Origin of the sequence: Agaricicola taiwanensis, assembly GCF_014635245.1 — a bacterium.
GTDB classification, from domain to species: domain Bacteria; phylum Pseudomonadota; class Alphaproteobacteria; order Rhizobiales; family Methylopilaceae; genus Agaricicola; species Agaricicola taiwanensis.
On sequence record NZ_BMCP01000003.1, the window covers coordinates 109,217 to 124,950 of the forward strand.

Annotated in this window: 18 protein-coding genes; 4 read left to right on the top strand and 14 right to left on the bottom strand. The window is 64.0% G+C overall.

Going from position 1 to position 15,734, the window contains the following annotated elements; all coding sequences use genetic code 11:
* Nucleotides 1–74 precede the first annotated feature (74 nt).
* From pqqE to pqqA, 5 genes are read right to left on the bottom strand one after another with little or no spacing between them, the layout of a single operon-like run.
* Complete coding sequence (gene pqqE / locus IEV58_RS13900) at nucleotides 75–1,157, bottom strand: pyrroloquinoline quinone biosynthesis protein PqqE (RefSeq protein WP_188410403.1); 1,083 nt, start codon at nucleotides 1,155–1,157, stop codon at nucleotides 75–77.
* The gene (pqqD, locus tag IEV58_RS13905) at nucleotides 1,154–1,432 is read right to left on the bottom strand and encodes a pyrroloquinoline quinone biosynthesis peptide chaperone PqqD (protein ID WP_188410404.1); all 279 of its coding nucleotides are present in this window, start codon (nucleotides 1,430–1,432) and stop codon (nucleotides 1,154–1,156) included. The genes pqqE and pqqD overlap by 4 nt, the downstream gene beginning before the upstream one ends.
* The gene (pqqC, locus tag IEV58_RS13910) at nucleotides 1,429–2,151 is read right to left on the bottom strand and encodes a pyrroloquinoline-quinone synthase PqqC (RefSeq protein WP_188410490.1); all 723 of its coding nucleotides are present in this window, start codon (nucleotides 2,149–2,151) and stop codon (nucleotides 1,429–1,431) included. The genes pqqD and pqqC overlap by 4 nt, the downstream gene beginning before the upstream one ends.
* A gap of 8 nt (nucleotides 2,152–2,159) precedes the next feature.
* On the bottom strand, nucleotides 2,160–3,053 hold the full coding sequence (gene pqqB / locus IEV58_RS13915; RefSeq protein WP_188410405.1) for a pyrroloquinoline quinone biosynthesis protein PqqB: 894 nt from the start codon (nucleotides 3,051–3,053) through the stop codon (nucleotides 2,160–2,162).
* Between the two features lie 19 nt (nucleotides 3,054–3,072).
* Entirely contained in the window at nucleotides 3,073–3,162 is a 90-nt protein-coding gene (pqqA, locus tag IEV58_RS13920; protein ID WP_188410406.1) for a pyrroloquinoline quinone precursor peptide PqqA, read from the bottom strand.
* 208 nt (nucleotides 3,163–3,370) lie between these two features.
* Between pqqA and IEV58_RS13925 the strand changes: the two genes are divergently transcribed.
* Nucleotides 3,371–4,909, top strand: coding sequence for a phospholipase D-like domain-containing protein (locus tag IEV58_RS13925; protein ID WP_188410407.1), 1,539 nt, complete (start codon nucleotides 3,371–3,373; stop codon nucleotides 4,907–4,909).
* On the opposite strand, the gene IEV58_RS13930 is transcribed toward IEV58_RS13925, so the two are convergent.
* Complete coding sequence (locus IEV58_RS13930; RefSeq protein ID WP_229729444.1) at nucleotides 4,822–5,811, bottom strand: lysylphosphatidylglycerol synthase domain-containing protein; 990 nt, start codon at nucleotides 5,809–5,811, stop codon at nucleotides 4,822–4,824. The two genes, IEV58_RS13925 and IEV58_RS13930, sit on opposite strands and share 88 nt — an antisense overlap.
* A 147-nt stretch (nucleotides 5,812–5,958) precedes the next feature.
* Between IEV58_RS13930 and IEV58_RS13935 the strand changes: the two genes are divergently transcribed.
* Nucleotides 5,959–6,612 carry a class I SAM-dependent methyltransferase gene (locus IEV58_RS13935; protein WP_188410408.1) on the top strand — a complete coding sequence of 218 codons (654 nt, stop codon included), beginning with the start codon at nucleotides 5,959–5,961 and terminating at the stop codon, nucleotides 6,610–6,612.
* On the opposite strand, the gene IEV58_RS13940 is transcribed toward IEV58_RS13935, so the two are convergent.
* The 8 genes from IEV58_RS13940 to IEV58_RS13975 all read right to left on the bottom strand — a co-directional run bounded on the left by IEV58_RS13940 (nucleotide 6,590) and on the right by IEV58_RS13975 (nucleotide 13,875).
* Nucleotides 6,590–7,327: an endonuclease/exonuclease/phosphatase family protein gene (locus IEV58_RS13940; RefSeq protein WP_188410409.1), complete on the bottom strand. Its 738-nt coding sequence runs from the start codon at nucleotides 7,325–7,327 to the stop codon at nucleotides 6,590–6,592. The two genes, IEV58_RS13935 and IEV58_RS13940, sit on opposite strands and share 23 nt — an antisense overlap.
* A gap of 77 nt (nucleotides 7,328–7,404) precedes the next feature.
* Nucleotides 7,405–8,667, bottom strand: a complete 1,263-nt coding sequence (locus IEV58_RS13945) for a cytochrome P450 (protein WP_229729445.1) — start codon at nucleotides 8,665–8,667, stop codon at nucleotides 7,405–7,407.
* 106 nt (nucleotides 8,668–8,773) lie between these two features.
* Nucleotides 8,774–9,547, bottom strand: coding sequence for an ABC transporter ATP-binding protein (locus IEV58_RS13950; protein ID WP_188410410.1), 774 nt, complete (start codon nucleotides 9,545–9,547; stop codon nucleotides 8,774–8,776).
* Nucleotides 9,544–10,584, bottom strand: coding sequence for an ABC transporter substrate-binding protein (locus IEV58_RS13955; RefSeq protein ID WP_188410411.1), 1,041 nt, complete (start codon nucleotides 10,582–10,584; stop codon nucleotides 9,544–9,546). Before IEV58_RS13955 ends, IEV58_RS13950 begins: the two co-directional genes overlap by 4 nt.
* A gap of 26 nt (nucleotides 10,585–10,610) precedes the next feature.
* A complete protein-coding gene (locus IEV58_RS13960) occupies nucleotides 10,611–11,372 on the bottom strand; it encodes an ABC transporter permease (protein ID WP_188410412.1) in 762 nt (253 codons plus the stop codon).
* A 3-nt stretch (nucleotides 11,373–11,375) separates the two neighbouring features.
* Nucleotides 11,376–12,188 carry an ABC transporter permease gene (locus IEV58_RS13965; RefSeq protein WP_188410413.1) on the bottom strand — a complete coding sequence of 271 codons (813 nt, stop codon included), beginning with the start codon at nucleotides 12,186–12,188 and terminating at the stop codon, nucleotides 11,376–11,378.
* Nucleotides 12,189–12,192: 4 nt separating this feature from the next.
* Entirely contained in the window at nucleotides 12,193–12,504 is a 312-nt protein-coding gene (locus IEV58_RS13970) for a DUF4387 domain-containing protein (protein WP_188410414.1), read from the bottom strand.
* 12 nt (nucleotides 12,505–12,516) lie between these two features.
* Nucleotides 12,517–13,875 carry an acyclic terpene utilization AtuA family protein gene (locus IEV58_RS13975; RefSeq protein ID WP_229729446.1) on the bottom strand — a complete coding sequence of 453 codons (1,359 nt, stop codon included), beginning with the start codon at nucleotides 13,873–13,875 and terminating at the stop codon, nucleotides 12,517–12,519.
* A gap of 111 nt (nucleotides 13,876–13,986) precedes the next feature.
* Here IEV58_RS13975 and IEV58_RS13980 point away from each other — a divergent pair, with 111 nt between their 5' ends.
* Nucleotides 13,987–14,766, top strand: a complete 780-nt coding sequence (locus IEV58_RS13980) for a GntR family transcriptional regulator (protein WP_188410415.1) — start codon at nucleotides 13,987–13,989, stop codon at nucleotides 14,764–14,766.
* Nucleotides 14,767–14,789: 23 nt separating this feature from the next.
* Nucleotides 14,790–15,707, top strand: a complete 918-nt coding sequence (locus IEV58_RS13985; RefSeq protein ID WP_229729447.1) for an SMP-30/gluconolactonase/LRE family protein — start codon at nucleotides 14,790–14,792, stop codon at nucleotides 15,705–15,707.
* The last annotated feature ends 27 nt before the right edge of the window (nucleotides 15,708–15,734 follow it).

Genomic DNA, 15,734 nt, shown 5'->3' on the forward strand with positions numbered 1-15,734 from the left:
CATTGAAGTTCCGGAGAGGGGCCCTTGAACACGCCTCGGCAGGGCGACCGCGACGCATCGACAGGGACGCTGCCTTAGCGGCGGTATCGATAGACGCCTGGCGCTTCGGTTGGCGTCGCGAACCGGATCTCGGCCATCAAAGCATGGTGAGGAGACCTGCTGCAGGCAGGGTCGGTGGCGCGCGCGTCGCCCGCCAGGGCCATGGCCTGGCAGCGGCAGCCGCCGAAGTCCTTGTCGCGCCGGTCGCAGCTCCGGCAAGGCTCCTGCATCCAGTCCGTGCCGCGAAAGGCCTGGAACGCCGGCGCATTGGCCCAGATGTCCGCGAGCGAACGATCGGCGGCTGACCAGAACTCAAGTCCCGGTATGGTCTCGGCGGCATGGCAGGGCAGCACCTTGCCGGTTGGCACGACATTCAGCGTCCGGCGTCCCCATCCTCCCATGCAGACCTTGGGGAAGCGGGCATAGTAATCGGGAATGACGTGGTCGATGGTGATGACATCGGCATAGCGCGGCTTCAGGGTCTCGATCTCGGCCACTGCCGCGCGCGCATCCTCGCCGCTTGGCAGCAGCATGTCGCGATTGCGCAGCGCCCAGCCGTAATATTGCGCATGGGCGATCTCCACCCGGCCTGCACCCATTTGGACGGCAAGATCCACCATGGCGGCGGCCCGTGTGACATTGGCGCGATGGATGACGGCGTTGATGGTCAGCGGCAGGCCGCTGGCGACCACCCATTGCGCCACCTGCCGTTTGCGCTCAAAGGCACCGCGATAGCCGGCAATATGGTCGGCGCTTTCGGCATTGGCGTCCTGGACCGAGAGCTGCACATGATCGAGTCCTGCCTTCTTCAGGGCCTCGAGCCGCGCCTCGGTCAGGCCGACGCCCGACGTGATCAGATTGGTGTAGAGCCTTTCAGCCGCGCAATGGGCGACGAGTTCGGTGAGATCGCGCCGCGCCAGAGGTTCGCCGCCGGACAGATGCACCTGCAGTACGCCGAGCGCCGCGGCCTCTGAAAAGATGCGCTGCCAGGTCGGGGTATCGAGCTCCTGATCGCGCGATGCGAGTTCCAGCGGGTTGGAGCAATAGGGGCAGCCCAGCGGACAGCGGTGCGTCAGCTCCGCCAGCAGGCCGGTCGGATAGGGCAGTGCCGCGTTCATAGCTCCACCAAGCGTTTGGCGGAGAGCTGATCGAGAAAGGCCACGACATCGGCCTCGATGCGAGCGTGGTCGGCATTGAACAGAGCAGCCAACTCATCGACGATGGCCTCGACGCGCAGGCTTCCGGTGCAGCGCTTGAGGATTTCCATGGCGACGGGATTTGCCTCGATCATGCTTTCCGGGGCGAGCAGCACCCAGGTGCCGCGCACGCGGTCCTCATGCAAACGCACGCCGCGGCCGAGCTTCGGCATCTTTTCAAGCGTTACCGCGCTCATGGGTCCGGTTTCCAGGCGCCGGGCGGCACATGGCCTTCCACATAGGCATGCCAGAGAGCGTCGAGCTGCGCCCACAACACTCCTGTCTTGAATTCGAGCGCGGCGATGATCGCGTGCTGATGTTCGGGGGTGCGGGCGTGCTCGCGCACATAGGCGAGGGTGAAGTCGGAATCGCGCTGCGCCTGGGGCGGCCGCTCGGTGAAATAGGAGAGCGTGTCTGATGTGATGAAGTCGTAATGCGCCAGCATGCCGGCGGTGCGCTCGCCGATGATCTCGGGCGAGAACAGCTCCGTCAGCGACGAGGCGATCGCCTCCAGGAGCGAGCGCTTGGCGCAGAAATTCACATAGGCATCGACCGCGAAACGTGTCGCCGGAAGGATCAGCCTGGTCGAGGTGACTTCCTCCCGCGTGAAGCCCATGGCATCGGTCAGGGCGAGCCAGCGGGCGATGCCGCCATCGCGGTCTGCATCGGAATTGCCATCATGATCGATGATCCGGCGGCGCCACTCCCGCCTCAGTGCCGGATCGTCCATGCGAGCGATGATGGTCGCGTCCTTGATGGGGATCTGCGACTGGTAATAGTAGCGATTGAGAGCCCAGGCCGCGATCTCATCGCGCGTGCAGCGGCCGTCGCGCATGCGGTGATGGAACGGATGGCGGTTGTGGTAACGCTCCGCGCCGACCTGCCGCAGCGCGGCCTCCAGTTCGTCGGGGGACATGAGGGTGGTCACAGGCGAAACTCCATGCCGTCATGCGCAACGGTCCAGCCGGCGGCTTCGACACGGCGGCGCTCGGGCGAACCGTCGATCAGCACCGGATTGGTGTTGTTGATGTGGATATAGGCTTTCCGCTTCGCCATGACACCGGCGAGGGCCGCAAGCGATCCAGTCGGACCGTCCATGGCGACATGCCCCATGCGCCCCGCCGTCTTGGGAGAAAGCCCCAGCCTCGGCATCTCATCATCGGTGAAGGTCGTGCCATCGAAGAGCAGCAGATCGGCGCCTTCAATCCGCGCACGCAGGTCATCCGTGACGCGCGCGCAGTTGGGAATGTGGAGAAGGCGCTGGCCGTCGCCCGTGACCTCCAGGCCGATCACATCCTCAGGCTCCGCCGCGTCCGACGCGTCCTCCATATAGAGCGGCACCTTGCCCGGCACCGCGAAAGCCGTGACCTCTATCCCTTCGACGAGGGCAAAGGCTTCCTCCAGCCTGATTGCCTTGTGTCTCACCTTCTCGGGGTCGAGCACACGAAAGATGGGATTTGCCGCCAGGAGGCTTTGTGTCTCGGGCGCGGCGAACAGGGTGAAGCCCTGGCGTTCGCGCAAATTGAGAAGGCCGGCGATGTGATCGACTTCGCCGTTGGTGATGAGAACGCTGGCAATGGGACTGTGGCGGCCGGCGTGGCGCGGGTGCAGCATGGGCTGCGACAGGATCTGCTGGCGAAGGTCGGGCGACGCGTTGATCAAACCCCAGCTTGATCCGTCCGCGCTGACGGCAATGGCGGACTGCGTGCGGGGGGTGACCCGTGGATCACCATTCCAGGCAAGCTGGCAGACCGGGCAACGGCAGTTCCACTGCGGAAAGCCGCCACCCGCCGCCGAGCCCAGGATCAGGACTCTCATTGGCCGGCTTTAATCCGGCTCAATCGATGGTGTCGATATCTGCCGACTCGTAGCTGGTCACTTCCATGCCGCAGCGGATTTCAGTGATCGTAGGTGTCGTCCAGGTCATTGAGATCTCCATACTGGTGGATGCGCCTAACATGGCACCGGGCGCCGCAAAATGAAACGCCTGCCCTGGCCGCCCGGTTGCACGATCCCTAAAACGTGAGGTGCCAGCGGGTTTGCCGCAGCAGCCTGTGACCTGCACGGGAACCTTCGCCGGCTTTGAGAATTACGCATCATTGCCCGCGCGAAGACTGTGTTTTGTGTTGAAGGTCATGAGTCCTACAAATCTCGGTGGCTGCCAGCTGTCGGCGACATCGCGTGTCAGCCAGATGCTTTCCAACACCGATCAACCCATCGTCCGTCCCGGTCAGAATGCCTGGCGGGTGGAGCGAGCCGAACGTGCATCGGTGCTGGTAGATGGGGCCAATTACTATGAGAACCTGGAAGCGGTGTTGCGCAAGGCGCGCAAGCGGATCGTCATTCTGGGCTGGGACTTCGACGGCCGCGTCCGGCTGCGCCCGGATGTCGATCCGCAGCTGTCGCCACCGCTCGGCGTGCTGCTGCGCCAGCTTGTGACGGAGCAACCGGATCTCCACGTCCATATCCTCGTCTGGAGCATCGCCGTGCTGCATGCGCCCAGCGCGCCATCGGAGTTGCTTCTGGAGCAGGCCTGGCAGCACCACCCCCGCATCCGACTGGTGCTCGACACCCATCACCCCATCTACGCCGCGCATCACCAGAAGGTCGTCACGGTGGACGACAGCATCGCCTTTGTGGGCGGCATCGACCTGACCGTGCGGCGCTGGGACAGCCCGAACCACGCGGCTCACAATCCCATGCGGCTGTCGCCGGAGGGCGAGCATTACTTCCCCGTACATGACATGCAGATGGTGGTCGACGGCCCCGCGGCCAGATCGATCGCCGAGCTTGCCCACCAGCGGTGGAACACGGCAACCGGCGAAGCTCTGGAACCGGTGCTAGGGCAGGAGGACCTCTGGCCTCCAAACCTTACGCCCGACTTTCGCAACAGCGACATCGCGATCGCCCGCACCATGCCGGAGCTCAATGACCAGCGCGAGGTGTGCGAGGCCGCGCATCTGACGGCCGATTGCCTGAAAGCCGCGCGGAAGGTCATCTATATCGAAGGCCAGTATCTGGCGGCGCCCTATGTGGTCGATGTCCTGGCGGAGCTTCTCGGCCGGGACGAGGGGCCGGAGGTGGTGCTGGTGCTGACCTGGCAGTCCCATGGCTTCATCGAGCGCTTCATCATGGGCAACAACCGTGACCGGGCGATCCGGCGCCTTGTCCGGGCCGATCGCCACGGCCGGTTCCGTGCTGTCTATCCGGTGGTGCCATCGGCGGGTGGCGAGCAATATGTCCACATTCACGCAAAGCTCATCATTGTCGATGACCGGTTTCTGCGTGTCGGCTCCTCCAACCTCAACAACCGCTCGATCGGCCTCGATACCGAATGCGATCTTGCCATCGAGGCGGCGGCCCCCGAGGAGGCGAAGGCCATTCGCCGAATTCGGCTGAAGCTGATCGCTGAACATCTCGGCGTTGTGCCCGAGGCGGTGGCAGAAGCGATCGACCGGCACGGGCTTGTCGCGACCATCGACACTCTCGGCCAGAACGGCCGTGGCATGCGCCGCTTCAAATCCATGAGCGAGACAGGACCGCGGCACCCGGCGTTCTGGACCTTCCTGTTCGATCCGAAACGGCCTTACCGGCTCATGCGTTTCCTGCGCCGGATGGTGGCTTCGCTGATGGCGAAGCTGACGAGCCCGAGCGCCAGCGGGGCTAGGAAGTAAACCACCCGGAAGACAAGCAGCGGGCCGATCAGGTTCTTGCCGGGCACGAGATAGATGACCGTGCTCTCGATGACGCCAAGGCCGCCGGGCACATGAGTGAGCATGGTCAGTGTGTTGGCGATGACATAGGCCGCGGCCGTCTCCAGATAATCGACCTCCGCCGCCGCCAGCAGGACCTGGTGCAGGCAGGCGGCGACGAAGGCAAAGTTGATCGTGCCGATCGCGATCTGACCCAGCGCCAGACGCAATGGCGGCATTTCGATCGCCCACGATTTGATCTTCAACGGCTTCCGAATGAAGGCAGCCGCGGCGACATACCCCGCGGCAAGACTGAGAAGAAGGAGCCCGATCGCGATCATGATCGGCTCGGACAGTTTGGTCATTCCCGAGGCAAGATCGGGCCGGATCAACAGGGCGAGGCCGCCCAGGACCATCAGGCCCAGGGCAACGGTGGTGCCGCAGAACAGGACGATCTTGGCGACGTCGCCCGCCTTCAGCCCCCAGCGCTCATAATAGCGATAGCGGATGGCGCCACTGCTGAGGCCGGCAAAGCCGATGGAGTGGCCCATGGACAGGCTGGTGAAGGACGCGAGCGCGACGTTTCGGTAGGGCAGTGACCGCTTCACATAGCGGACGCCGAGATAATCGAAGAATGTGAGGGAGACGTAGCTCATTGCGGCGAAAACGCCGGCGAACGCAAGCCGATGCAAGGGGATCGAGCGTATCGAGGCCGCGATCTCATCGAAACTGTATTGGCTGAGGGTGCGATAGAGAAGCCCGGCAGCAAGAGCTACCGCCGCAACGCCGATCAGCACCTTCCAGACATGACGCTTGTTCTTCCGCGCGGTGTGCGCCTCATCCTTCTGCGTGCCCGCCGATGCGGACATCGATCCAACCGCCATGCCTGTCATGTCTCCGTCACATCAGGAAAGGCAACGCGTGGCGGGCCAAAGCGATCCCTACAATACGACCGCGGAGATAAAATCACCGTCACAAAAGTCCCATAGATTCGCTCATCGGCCATGCGCCGCCATGCCAAGAGGTGACTGATGAGCGATGTGACTCTCGCCAAGGCTCCCGGGGCCTTCGGATTTCTGACCGCCTGGCTTGCCGACCCTTTCCGGGTTGCCTCCATTGCCCCTTCCAGCAAGGCCCTGTCGGGGTTGATCGCCGCCGAGCTTTCTCCTGCCACCGGCTACATCATCGAACTTGGAGCGGGCACGGGCGCCATCACCGATGTGGTGGTGGCGCGCGGCGTGCCTGAGGAAAACCTGGCGCTGATCGAACTTGACACCACCTGGGCGGCCGGGCTTCGCCAGCGCTTTCCGCGCGCGCAGGTTTTCAGCGCCGATGCATGCAGGTTCGGTGATCTCAACCTCTTTGGCGGCGCCGAGATTGGAGCGGTCATCTGCGGCCTGCCGCTCCTGTCGATGCCGACACGCAGCGTCATGACGATCCTCGACGCGTCCTTTGAGAGGATGCGGCCGGGCGGCGCTCTCTATCAGCTCACCTATGGGCCGAACTGCCCGATCCGCCGGCCGGTGCTCGACCGGCTCGGGCTGAAGGGTGTCCGTGTCGGCCACACCTGGGCCAACCTTCCGCCGGCCTCGGTCTATCGCATCACGCGTCGTGGCCCTCGTCCGCTGCGCGGCAATGGTCGCGGCGGGGCGCATCACCGGGTCAATGCCGTGTCGAAGGCTTGAACTCCACCATCAGCGGCAGGTGATCGGAGGCGACGCGGGCGAGCGGCGTCCGGATGGTCTCGGCGCGGATGATCTCGAGCTTCGGGCTGGTGAAGATGTGATCGAGCCTTAGCATGGGAAAACGGCTGTGGAACGTGGGCTGCGGCTGGCGCAGCCCGTACCCTTGGGCGTCGCAGAGCTTTTGGCTGAGGCGCTGGAAAATTATCGAACGGGGCGTGGCGTTGAAATCGCCTGCGAGGATCACGGCATCGCGGCACTCGCGATGATCCAGCCAATCATGGCCGAGGAGAGCTTCGATCTGAGCCAGGCGCTCCGGGCCCCGAAGCCCGAGGTGGGTGTTGAACACCTGGATATCCATCCCGGCGAGGTGCAGGCGCGCCCACATGATGCTGCGCGGCTCCAGGTTCGGCCGGTGCATCAGTCCCGGCAGGCTGTCGGCTTTGACGAGCTTCAGCGGGGCTGATGTGAGAATGGCGTTGCCGTAGTGCTCGTCGCCTTCCATGAGCGAGGGATGGAACAGGGCGTCCATGCCAAGGGCATCGGCCAGGACCTGCGCCTGATCGATATGGCCGGAGCGCCTGCGGCCGACATCCACCTCCTGGAGGCAGACGATGTCGGGATCGCAGGAAGATATCACCTCGGCGATCCGGTCCGGAGCCATGCGGCGGTCCGTGCCGAGGCAGCGGTGGATGTTGTAGGTGAGGATACGCGGCACGAGGGATGAAGTCCTGGATTGGGAATGCGGGCGAAACCCTCCTCGAATCTAGCGCGGTTCGAGGAAAAGTGGAGGGTTCAGACCATCGCTTCCACGCTCCGCACCCTGCTCATGATGAAGCCGCTTTCGGGTTTTGCCGGCATCCGCCGGAGCGAAACCGTGAGATCTTGTGGCGGCACCTCATACCGCATGGACGTCGTCAGATGGCGTATCGCCGCCTTCACGACATCGATGGTGATCCATTCGCCGGCGCAGCGATGGCCGGTGAAATGGTCTCCGCCGCCCTGGGGCAGGAAGGCGTCCGGAATATCTGCGTTGAGGAAGCGTTCCGGCAGGAAACGCTCCGGCTGCTGCCAGGCGCCGATGTCGCGGTGGCTGCCATAGATGTCGACAATGACCCGGCGCCCCATGGGAATGGGGCATCCGGTGAAGGCCGTCGGGGTGTTTGCCCGGCCGGCAATGGCAGGGAAAAAGGGATAATAGCGGCGCACCTCATGCGTGAAGGCTTCCAACTCCGCATCATCTCCCTTCGCCAGCCTTTCCCGCCAGGCGGGATGGTCATGCAAGGCGAGCGCGCCGAAGGCGATGAAGCGTGCGATGGCGACGATGGGCCGAAGGATGTTGTTGAGCTCATTGGCGGCGGTCGCGACATCCAGTAGCTTACCCGACAGGTCGCGATGCAAGGCGATGACCTTGGCGGGCGTGTCGGCCTCGCGGCCGCTGCGGCGGATGTCGGTGATCACGGCCCGCAGCCGGCGGTCCGCTCGCCATCGGCTCATCAAGCCGCGCCAGTTGCGTGGACCGATCGATCCCGCCCCCTCGATGAGCGCGGCCAGATCCCGCCCGAAGGACTGTGCTTCTTCCTCGGGAAGCACCACGCCGGCCCAGCGGCACGCGGCACGGCAGAGAATATCCTCAGCCTCCGTCAGAAGCTGCACGCTCTCCTCGGCCTGCCAGCGGTTCAGGCGCCGAAGCCATTCTTCGGAGAAAACCTCGATGAGACGAGCGCGCGAGGCCGGCGTCATGAGCGACATGAACATGGCCTTGCGGTGGCGATGCGCGGCACCATCCAGCGTCTGCACGCTGCCTCGTCCCTGGAGGAGCTTGAGCGTCGTCGGCGGTATGGCCGCCTTTCGGGTAAAGGCATCCGGCTGATAGAAGAAACGGACGGCTTCGGCCCCCTGCAGGCAGAGCGACCGCTCGAGCATGATCCGGCTTTCAAAGACCCGGCTCCGGTATTGCCGGAACCTCCTTGGCAGGAAGGTATAGCCTTCCCGCAGGAGAGCGAGAGATCGGTCCCAGCCGGCTTCACTGGGCATGTCGGAGGGATTGTCGGTCATGGATTCCCGCTGCTGTGTCCAGGCACTGAAGCTGAACCCATAGCGAAGCGTTTTGATCCATCCGACGGTCGGGTGACCTGCGATCCGATCTCAGCAATCGGAGCGGTCAGACCTCCGCGCCCTGCTTCAGGCTGTGCCAGATCTCGCGCCGGAGGGCGAGGAAATCCGGTGTCGTCTTGATCTCGTCCCGGCGCGGGCGCGCGAAGGGCACCTCGATGATGCGGTCGATGCGGCCCGGGCGCGGCGACATCAAGATGATGCGGTCGGCGAGGTAGAGCGCCTCCTCGATGGAATGGGTGACGAAGATCACCGTCTTCTTTTCACGCTCCCAGATGTTCAGGAGTTCGTCCTGGAGGAGGTCGCGGGTCTGCACGTCGAGCGCGCCGTAGGGTTCGTCCATCAACAGGATCGACGGCTTGATGGCGAGCGCCCGGGCAATGCCCACGCGCTGCTGCATGCCGCCGGAGAGTTCGTGCGGATAAGCATTCTCAAAGCCGGACAGGCCGACGAGGTCGACGCATTCGCGCGCCGCTTCGAGCCGCTCGTTCTTGCCCATGCCGCCGACTTCAAGTCCGAAGGCGACGTTCTCCAGTGTCGTGCGCCAGGGAAAGAGCTCGAAGCTCTGGAACACCATGCCGCGGCCATGGCCGGTCTGGCCGGTGACATCCTGGCCGTCGAGGATGATTTGGCCTTCATCGCAGCTTTCGATGCCGTCGATGATGCGCAGAAGCGTGGACTTGCCGCAGCCCGATGGTCCCAGCAGCACCAGGAATTCCAGTTCCGGCACGCTCAGCGAGAGGTTTTCAAGCACCGTCAGGGCGTTGCCGCCCCGACGATAGGTCTTGGAGATGTTGCGGACCTCAAGCTTTGGCGGGGTCACGATCCGAGCTCCGACAGGGCCTTGTCGACGAACTGAGTGTCGACGATCTTGGAAAGATCGAGATCCGATTTCACGGCGCCGGCCTTCTGATAGGTCGGGAGCAGTTTTTCGAAATATTCGCGCTTGAAGCCGCCATCGCGGGGCCAAGCGTTGATCTCCTTCGACAGCCGCTCCCAGATCGGCTTCAGGCTTTCCTCGGTGGCCTCCTTCGCGCCTTTGAGGGTCGCATATTTATGGTAGCCCTCGACGAAATAGCCGATGTCGTCATTGGCACGGCGGAAGGAAGTGATCATGGCCTTCTGCAGGTCCTTGATGAGGGTCTGGTTCTCCGGCTTCTCCAGCCATTTGCCATTGACCAGCCAGCCCTCGGAGATCCACGGCTTGTAGATCTTCCAGGGCTCGATCATGACCTTGTAATTGCCTTCCTTCATGATCTGGTCGGCTTGATCGAAGTGCACCGGCACCGCGGCGACGCGGCCGCCGAGGAGGGCGCGCATGCGAGAGCCGGATCCGCCGATTTCAACGATGGTGGTCTCGTCGATGTCGATGCCGTTTTCGCCAAGGGCGCCGGAGAGGAAGACGTAGATGAAGTCGCCGAGTGAATTCAGCGCGATGGCGTTTTCGGGGTTCTTGAAGTCCTCGTAGGATTTGATCTTGTCGGCATTGACCACGAAGACTTGGCTCGTGCTGGAATAGACAAGGCCGGTGAGGCGGATATCGGCGCCGGCCTCCGATGCCCGAAGGGCCGAAACGACATCGGCCTCGCCCACCTCCGCCGAACCCGCCACGATGGACTGGGTGAGGACCTGCATGGATTCGATGCGGGTCATTTCGGCGGCGCCATAGCCCAGTTCCTTCATGCCCTCGTTGAGGGCGATGATGGCGGGGATATGGATCGCCAGCGTGAAGCCGAGGATCTGGGCGTTGAGGCTGCGGCCCGATTGGGCGAGAGCGGTTGCGGGCAGATAGGGCATGGCAAGACCGGCACCGGCGCCGGCTGCCAGAAACTTCAGGGTCTGTCTGCGGGTGGTCAACATGAGTTCCTCCGGATTATTTGTTTTTCTCAGGCGATTGAACGCTGCTGTTCGTACCAAGGCGCCAGCTTTCGGCCGGCAACTCCGAGGAGCCAGTTGGCGAGAAGGCTGACGATCATGAGTGTCAGGAGCAGGCCCAAAAGGGCGCCGGTCTCCACCATCAGGCCGGTCTGGTGAATGAGCCCGCCGTAACCGATGATGACGAACATCTCGGCCATGACCATGGCACGGATCGCGTGCACCAGGCCGATGCGGGCGCCGGTCACGAGATAGGGGTAGAGCGAGGGCAGGATGATCTTCCAGAAGATCTGGAAGCGCCCGGCCGAGAACGAGCGCCCGACGGCGATCTGCTGCGGGCTGATGCCTTTGGCCCCGTTGTAGGTGGTCAGCACGATGTACCAGACGGCGGCGAGGAAGACGACCGTGGTGCGCAGGGCAAGGCCCGTCCCGAGAAGCAGGATCAGCACCGGCACCAGGGCCGCCGTCGAAGTCACCACGAACATGCTGACCCAGGGGCGCAGCATGGCGTCGGCGATGCGCGAGCGACCCATGATGATGCCCATAGGCATGCCGATGACACAGGCGAGCAGGAATCCGATCATCATCTGGCGGAGCGAGACCACAAGCTCGCTCAGCATCTGCCCGTCCCTGATGAGGCCGATGTAATCGACCGCAACCGCGGAGGGTGGGGCGAGAAGCGTCTCGCCCATATATTGGCCGGCGATCTCCCAGACGACGAGGAAGATGGCGATGCCGACGCAGGGGAACAGGATGTTCTTGACCTGGGTCATGGCTCAGCCTCTCAGGTGCCAGGAGAGGAGGCGCCGTTCCAACAGCTGGATCGCAGTCTGGGCGGCGAGGCCGAGGAGGCAGATGGTGACCACCACCGCCAAGGCCGAGGCGGTGTCGAATGCCTGCGTCGAGCGCTTCATGATCTGGCCGAGATTGGCTGCGGCGAAGAAGAGCTCGGCGGTGATCATGCCGTTGATGGCACGCGCCGAGCCGACGCGCAGCGCGGCGAAGAGAAAGGGCGTCAGCGCGGGGAAGACAACGAGCCGCAGGCACTGGCCTCTGCTGGCGCCGAAGGAGCGGCCCACATCCACCAGGGACCGGCGCACGTCGCGCGAGCCGGCGATCACCACCACGAGGATGTCGAAGAAGCACATCATGAAGACGAGCGCGACGCGGCCCTCGAAGAAGAGGCCGAACCAGATGATGAGGAACGGCACGAAGGCGACCGGCGGAATGGCATAGATCGCGTTGATCAGCGGGTCGAACATGCGATGGAGCGTCGGCGAGCGACCGAGCACCACCCCGAGCGGCAGCGCAAGGCCAAGCGCGAGGCCGAAGCCAACCACCAGGGCGCCAAGGGAATAGCCGAGTGCCCCGAGCAGCCGCGGCAGGAATGCAGGGTCGAAGAAACGCGCGAGGACCGCGCTCGGTGGCGGCAGGATCAGGGCCGAGAAGCTGTCCGCCGCCAGTTCCCAGAGCCCAAGGCCGATGATGACGGAGAGGAGCCCGAGCAGACGGGGGTCCTTCCACAACTGCGCGCCCTTGCCCGCGCGAGGCCTTGCGGCGGCGGCGATGTTGGCGGACAGCTCAGCCATGGCGTCACACCGGAATGTCGACGTTCAGAAGCGGCGCGTGCTGCTGCGCGCCGTAAACATCGGTGTCGCCGACGTCGCCGGCCGAGACCAGACGCGGCAGCGTCGCCTTGAAGGCGCTTCCGGCGTCATAGGGCGTGAACTGGACCTCATTGGCGCTGACGCCGTAGAGCCTGGCGAAGAGATCCGGACCCAGCACGCCCGTTTCCTTGACGCGCCGGTAGAGCGCCGGATCATCGAAGACGACGTCGATGGTGAGCTCGAAGGGACCCGCGTTCTTGCTTTTGCAGACCCGGGCGATGTCCTTGATCAGTGGCATGGCGCGTCTCCCTCACACGGTCTCGTGGGCGATGGGGAAGAGCTCCAGAGGATCGTCGAGCTCGACCACATGATGCATGGAGAAGCGGTAGACAGGCCCGGCTTCCTGGTCGGAGGGCGAGAAGGGAAAGGCCATGTTGCCCTCGCGGCAGAGCCGGCCGGGAAAATCGGTGTGCAGCATCTGGGTGCGGGCGAGGGCGAGCACCGCGCTGGCCGTGTCCTGATCCTTGGCGACGACTTCCACGAGGAAGCCGAGCTCATGCGATGTCACCTCATGAACGGGTTCGCGCTCCGCCATGACGCCATTCTTGCCATAGGTGCGGATGATGAGCTTGTAGTCGTCAGGCTTGGCGCCGAGATCGGCGGACTTCATCTCGGTGTTCTTGCGGATCGTGTCGAGGAAGCTGTCGACGGTGCTGATGAGCAGCGGATCACGCGTGCCGCAGATGGTGGTGGCGCGATAGCCGGCGAGCTCGGCCGCCTCGAGCTTCACGGTGTAATCGGTCTTCGACCAGGTCATGCCGCGGATATAGACCGCTCGATCGGACAGCGCCTCGAAGGTGCAGTTGGAGGTGTCGAGGATGCCCCCCGGCTCGACATGGTGGGTCGGGCTCGCGTTCTCATGCAGGCTGTGGTTGGCGATGGAAAGCGGGGTGCAGCGGCGTTCGGGGTTGGTGGGTTCGCACTCCACGCCATCCTCGCGCACGGTGACGAGAAGGCAGTCGTGCCCCTTGGGAACCGCCGGTGTGGCGCCGCATTCCAGCATCTTGCCGGCATACCAGCTCGGCGCCGGCGGCAGTCCGGCATGCATGGCACAGGCGGCCCAGGGCGCGGGATCGCTGGTGCGGCCGGCAAGGATCACATCGGCGCCGTCCTCCAGCGCCTTCATGAAGGGCTCCGGTCCCATCATGCCGACGATGCGGACGGCGTTATCGACGGTCTCCTCCGTCAACTCGGGCATACGGCCGAGCGGCCGGATGCGTTTGGCGCGGATGCGCTCCTTGATGGAACTGGGGTCCTGCTCGGCCCCAATCACCGCGAGCTTGAAGTTGAGGCCATCCTCGGCGGCGATCTCGCGTGCCAGGCGGGCGACAAGTTCCAGATGCGGCTGGCCGCCGGCGCCGCCGCAGGTGCCGATCACCATCTTGATGCCGTTGCGGACGGCGGCGTTGAGCATCAGCCGGAGGTCGCGCCGGATGGCCATGGTGGAGCAGAAGGGCTTGCCGGAGCCGAGATAATGCGGGCCGGGATCCACCGAGCCGCCGTCGACGCCGATCACATGTGGCTTTCGCTCAAGCCCTGCTTTCAGGGATGCTTCCGGGAATCCATAACCAAGGATGCCGCTGGTGGACAGCAGTCGAAATTCTTTCACGGGCGTGCTCCCTTATCGGCGGTGCGGTTCAACCGCTATCTCCGACATTGACCCTCTTCGGAGTCTCTCTTAATGTCTATACAGGTTAAGGCTAAACGCATAGACAAATTTGTGTCAATAGCATCGAGCGATACCATCGAGCGATCGGTTCCGGTCTACAGCCGGATCGAGGAGCAGCTGCGGGCATCCATCGAGGATGGAACCTTTGCCGCGGGCGATCGGCTGCCCTCTGAAACGGAGCTTGCCCAGAACTTCCGCACCACCCGCACAACGGTGCGGCAGGCTCTGTCACGGCTGGTTTTCGAAGGGCTCATCGTCCGTCACGTGGGCCGGGGCAGCTTTGTCGCCTCCGAGCCCATGGCCAAGTTCCCGATCGATACGCGGCAGTGCCTGTGCTTTGAAGATCAGGTTGCGCTGGAGGGAAAATCGGTATCCTACCGTTCACCATCGTTTGATCTCGTGCCGGCCCCCGCCGATGTGGCGAAGGAGCTGAAGATCCCGATCGGCTCCGAGGTCTTCAGGCTGGAGCGCCTGCGGGTGATCGACGAGCGGCCGGTCTGCCTGGAGATCCGGTTTCTTCCCGCCTCCACCGGATCCAAGGTCACGGGCGAAATGCTGATGAAACGGTCGGCCCACAGCTTTGTCGGAGAGATCCTCGGCATGCGCATCCCGACCATCCGCGTGCTGGTCTCGGCCGTGATCGCCGATGCGGACCTTTCAGAGCGGCTCGATGTGCCACGCGGAACGGCGCTTCTCATCCGCGACAACTGGCACTTCGACATCGAAGGCCGGCCTCTGATGTTCGGCAAGTCGATCTTCCGCGGCGATATCCGCACCGAATATGTCCTCGGACATGACCCCAACCCTCCCCGCCTGCCCGAAACGCCGTAGCGATCACACCTCGGAGAAAGACCTTGCTGTTCCAGCCGCCAGCCCTCATCGAGACCACCGTCCACGCGCGTCTGCCGGATGCACTGAGGATGAAGGGGCGGTCCTCCGGCTGGAGCTTCGGCAAGGATCACGCACATCTCCATTCTTTCCTGGAAGGTCCTGCCTTCGACCGGGATGGAAATCTCTTCGTCACCGATATTCCCTATGGCCGCATTCTGAAGCTTGCTCCCGATGGGGCCTGGTCGGTCGTTGCCGAATACGACGGCTGGCCGAATGGGCTTGCCATTCATCGGGACGGCCGCATCTTCATTGCCGATCATCTCAAGGGCCTGCTTCAGCTTGATGCGGCAACGGGCGGGGTGGAGACGGTGCTCGGCCATATCCGCCGGGAAGGGCTGAAGGGCCTCAACGATCTGACCTTTGCGCGCAACGGCGATCTCTACTTCACCGACCAGGGTCAGACGGGGCTGCAGGATCCGAGCGGCCGCGTCTATCGCATGCGCGCCGACGGCCAGATCGACCTTCTCATCGACAATGTACCGAGCCCCAACGGGCTGGTGCTGACGCCGGACGAGAAATTCCTTTTGGTCGCGGTGACCCGGGCCAATCAGATCTGGCGACTGCCGCTGCATCCCGACGGCACCACCTCAAAGGTCGCGGCCTTCATCCAGCTTTCGGGCGGCCTTGCCGGTCCCGATGGCCTGGCGATGAATGGCGCGGGCGGCCTTGCGGTCGCACACTGCGGGCTCGGCGCCGTCTGGATCTTCGACCGGCTGGGGCAGCCGCTCTATCGGGTCCAGTCCTGCGAGGGGCTGGCCACCACCAATCTGGCCTATGGCGGCATGAACGGCCGCTCGGTCTTCATCACCGAATCCGACACCGGCACCATCCTGCGGGCCGAATTGCCCGACGCGGGGGCAAGCCTCTACTCGCACCTGTAGCGCTTCCGGCGCCTGGAACTCCCCGTC

What these genes read in the sequence shown, in the direction of transcription:
- IEV58_RS13945 (WP_229729445.1), bottom strand. Translation starts at nt 8,667, where the DNA reads ATGACCGACAATCCCTCCGACATGCCCAGTGAAGCCGGCTGGGACCGA.
- pqqC (WP_188410490.1), bottom strand. Translation starts at nt 2,151, where the DNA reads ATGTCCCCCGACGAACTGGAGGCCGCGCTGCGGCAGGTCGGCGCGGAG.
- pqqA (WP_188410406.1), bottom strand. Translation starts at nt 3,162, where the DNA reads ATGACCTGGACGACACCTACGATCACTGAAATCCGCTGCGGCATGGAA.
- IEV58_RS13925 (WP_188410407.1), top strand. Translation starts at nt 3,371, where the DNA reads ATGAGTCCTACAAATCTCGGTGGCTGCCAGCTGTCGGCGACATCGCGT.
- pqqE (WP_188410403.1), bottom strand. Translation starts at nt 1,157, where the DNA reads ATGAACGCGGCACTGCCCTATCCGACCGGCCTGCTGGCGGAGCTGACG.
- IEV58_RS13955 (WP_188410411.1), bottom strand. Translation starts at nt 10,584, where the DNA reads ATGTTGACCACCCGCAGACAGACCCTGAAGTTTCTGGCAGCCGGCGCC.
- IEV58_RS13960 (WP_188410412.1), bottom strand. Translation starts at nt 11,372, where the DNA reads ATGACCCAGGTCAAGAACATCCTGTTCCCCTGCGTCGGCATCGCCATC.
- IEV58_RS13965 (WP_188410413.1), bottom strand. Translation starts at nt 12,188, where the DNA reads ATGGCTGAGCTGTCCGCCAACATCGCCGCCGCCGCAAGGCCTCGCGCG.
- IEV58_RS13930 (WP_229729444.1), bottom strand. Translation starts at nt 5,811, where the DNA reads ATGGCGGTTGGATCGATGTCCGCATCGGCGGGCACGCAGAAGGATGAG.
- IEV58_RS13935 (WP_188410408.1), top strand. Translation starts at nt 5,959, where the DNA reads ATGAGCGATGTGACTCTCGCCAAGGCTCCCGGGGCCTTCGGATTTCTG.
- pqqB (WP_188410405.1), bottom strand. Translation starts at nt 3,053, where the DNA reads ATGAGAGTCCTGATCCTGGGCTCGGCGGCGGGTGGCGGCTTTCCGCAG.
- IEV58_RS13970 (WP_188410414.1), bottom strand. Translation starts at nt 12,504, where the DNA reads ATGCCACTGATCAAGGACATCGCCCGGGTCTGCAAAAGCAAGAACGCG.
- pqqD (WP_188410404.1), bottom strand. Translation starts at nt 1,432, where the DNA reads ATGAGCGCGGTAACGCTTGAAAAGATGCCGAAGCTCGGCCGCGGCGTG.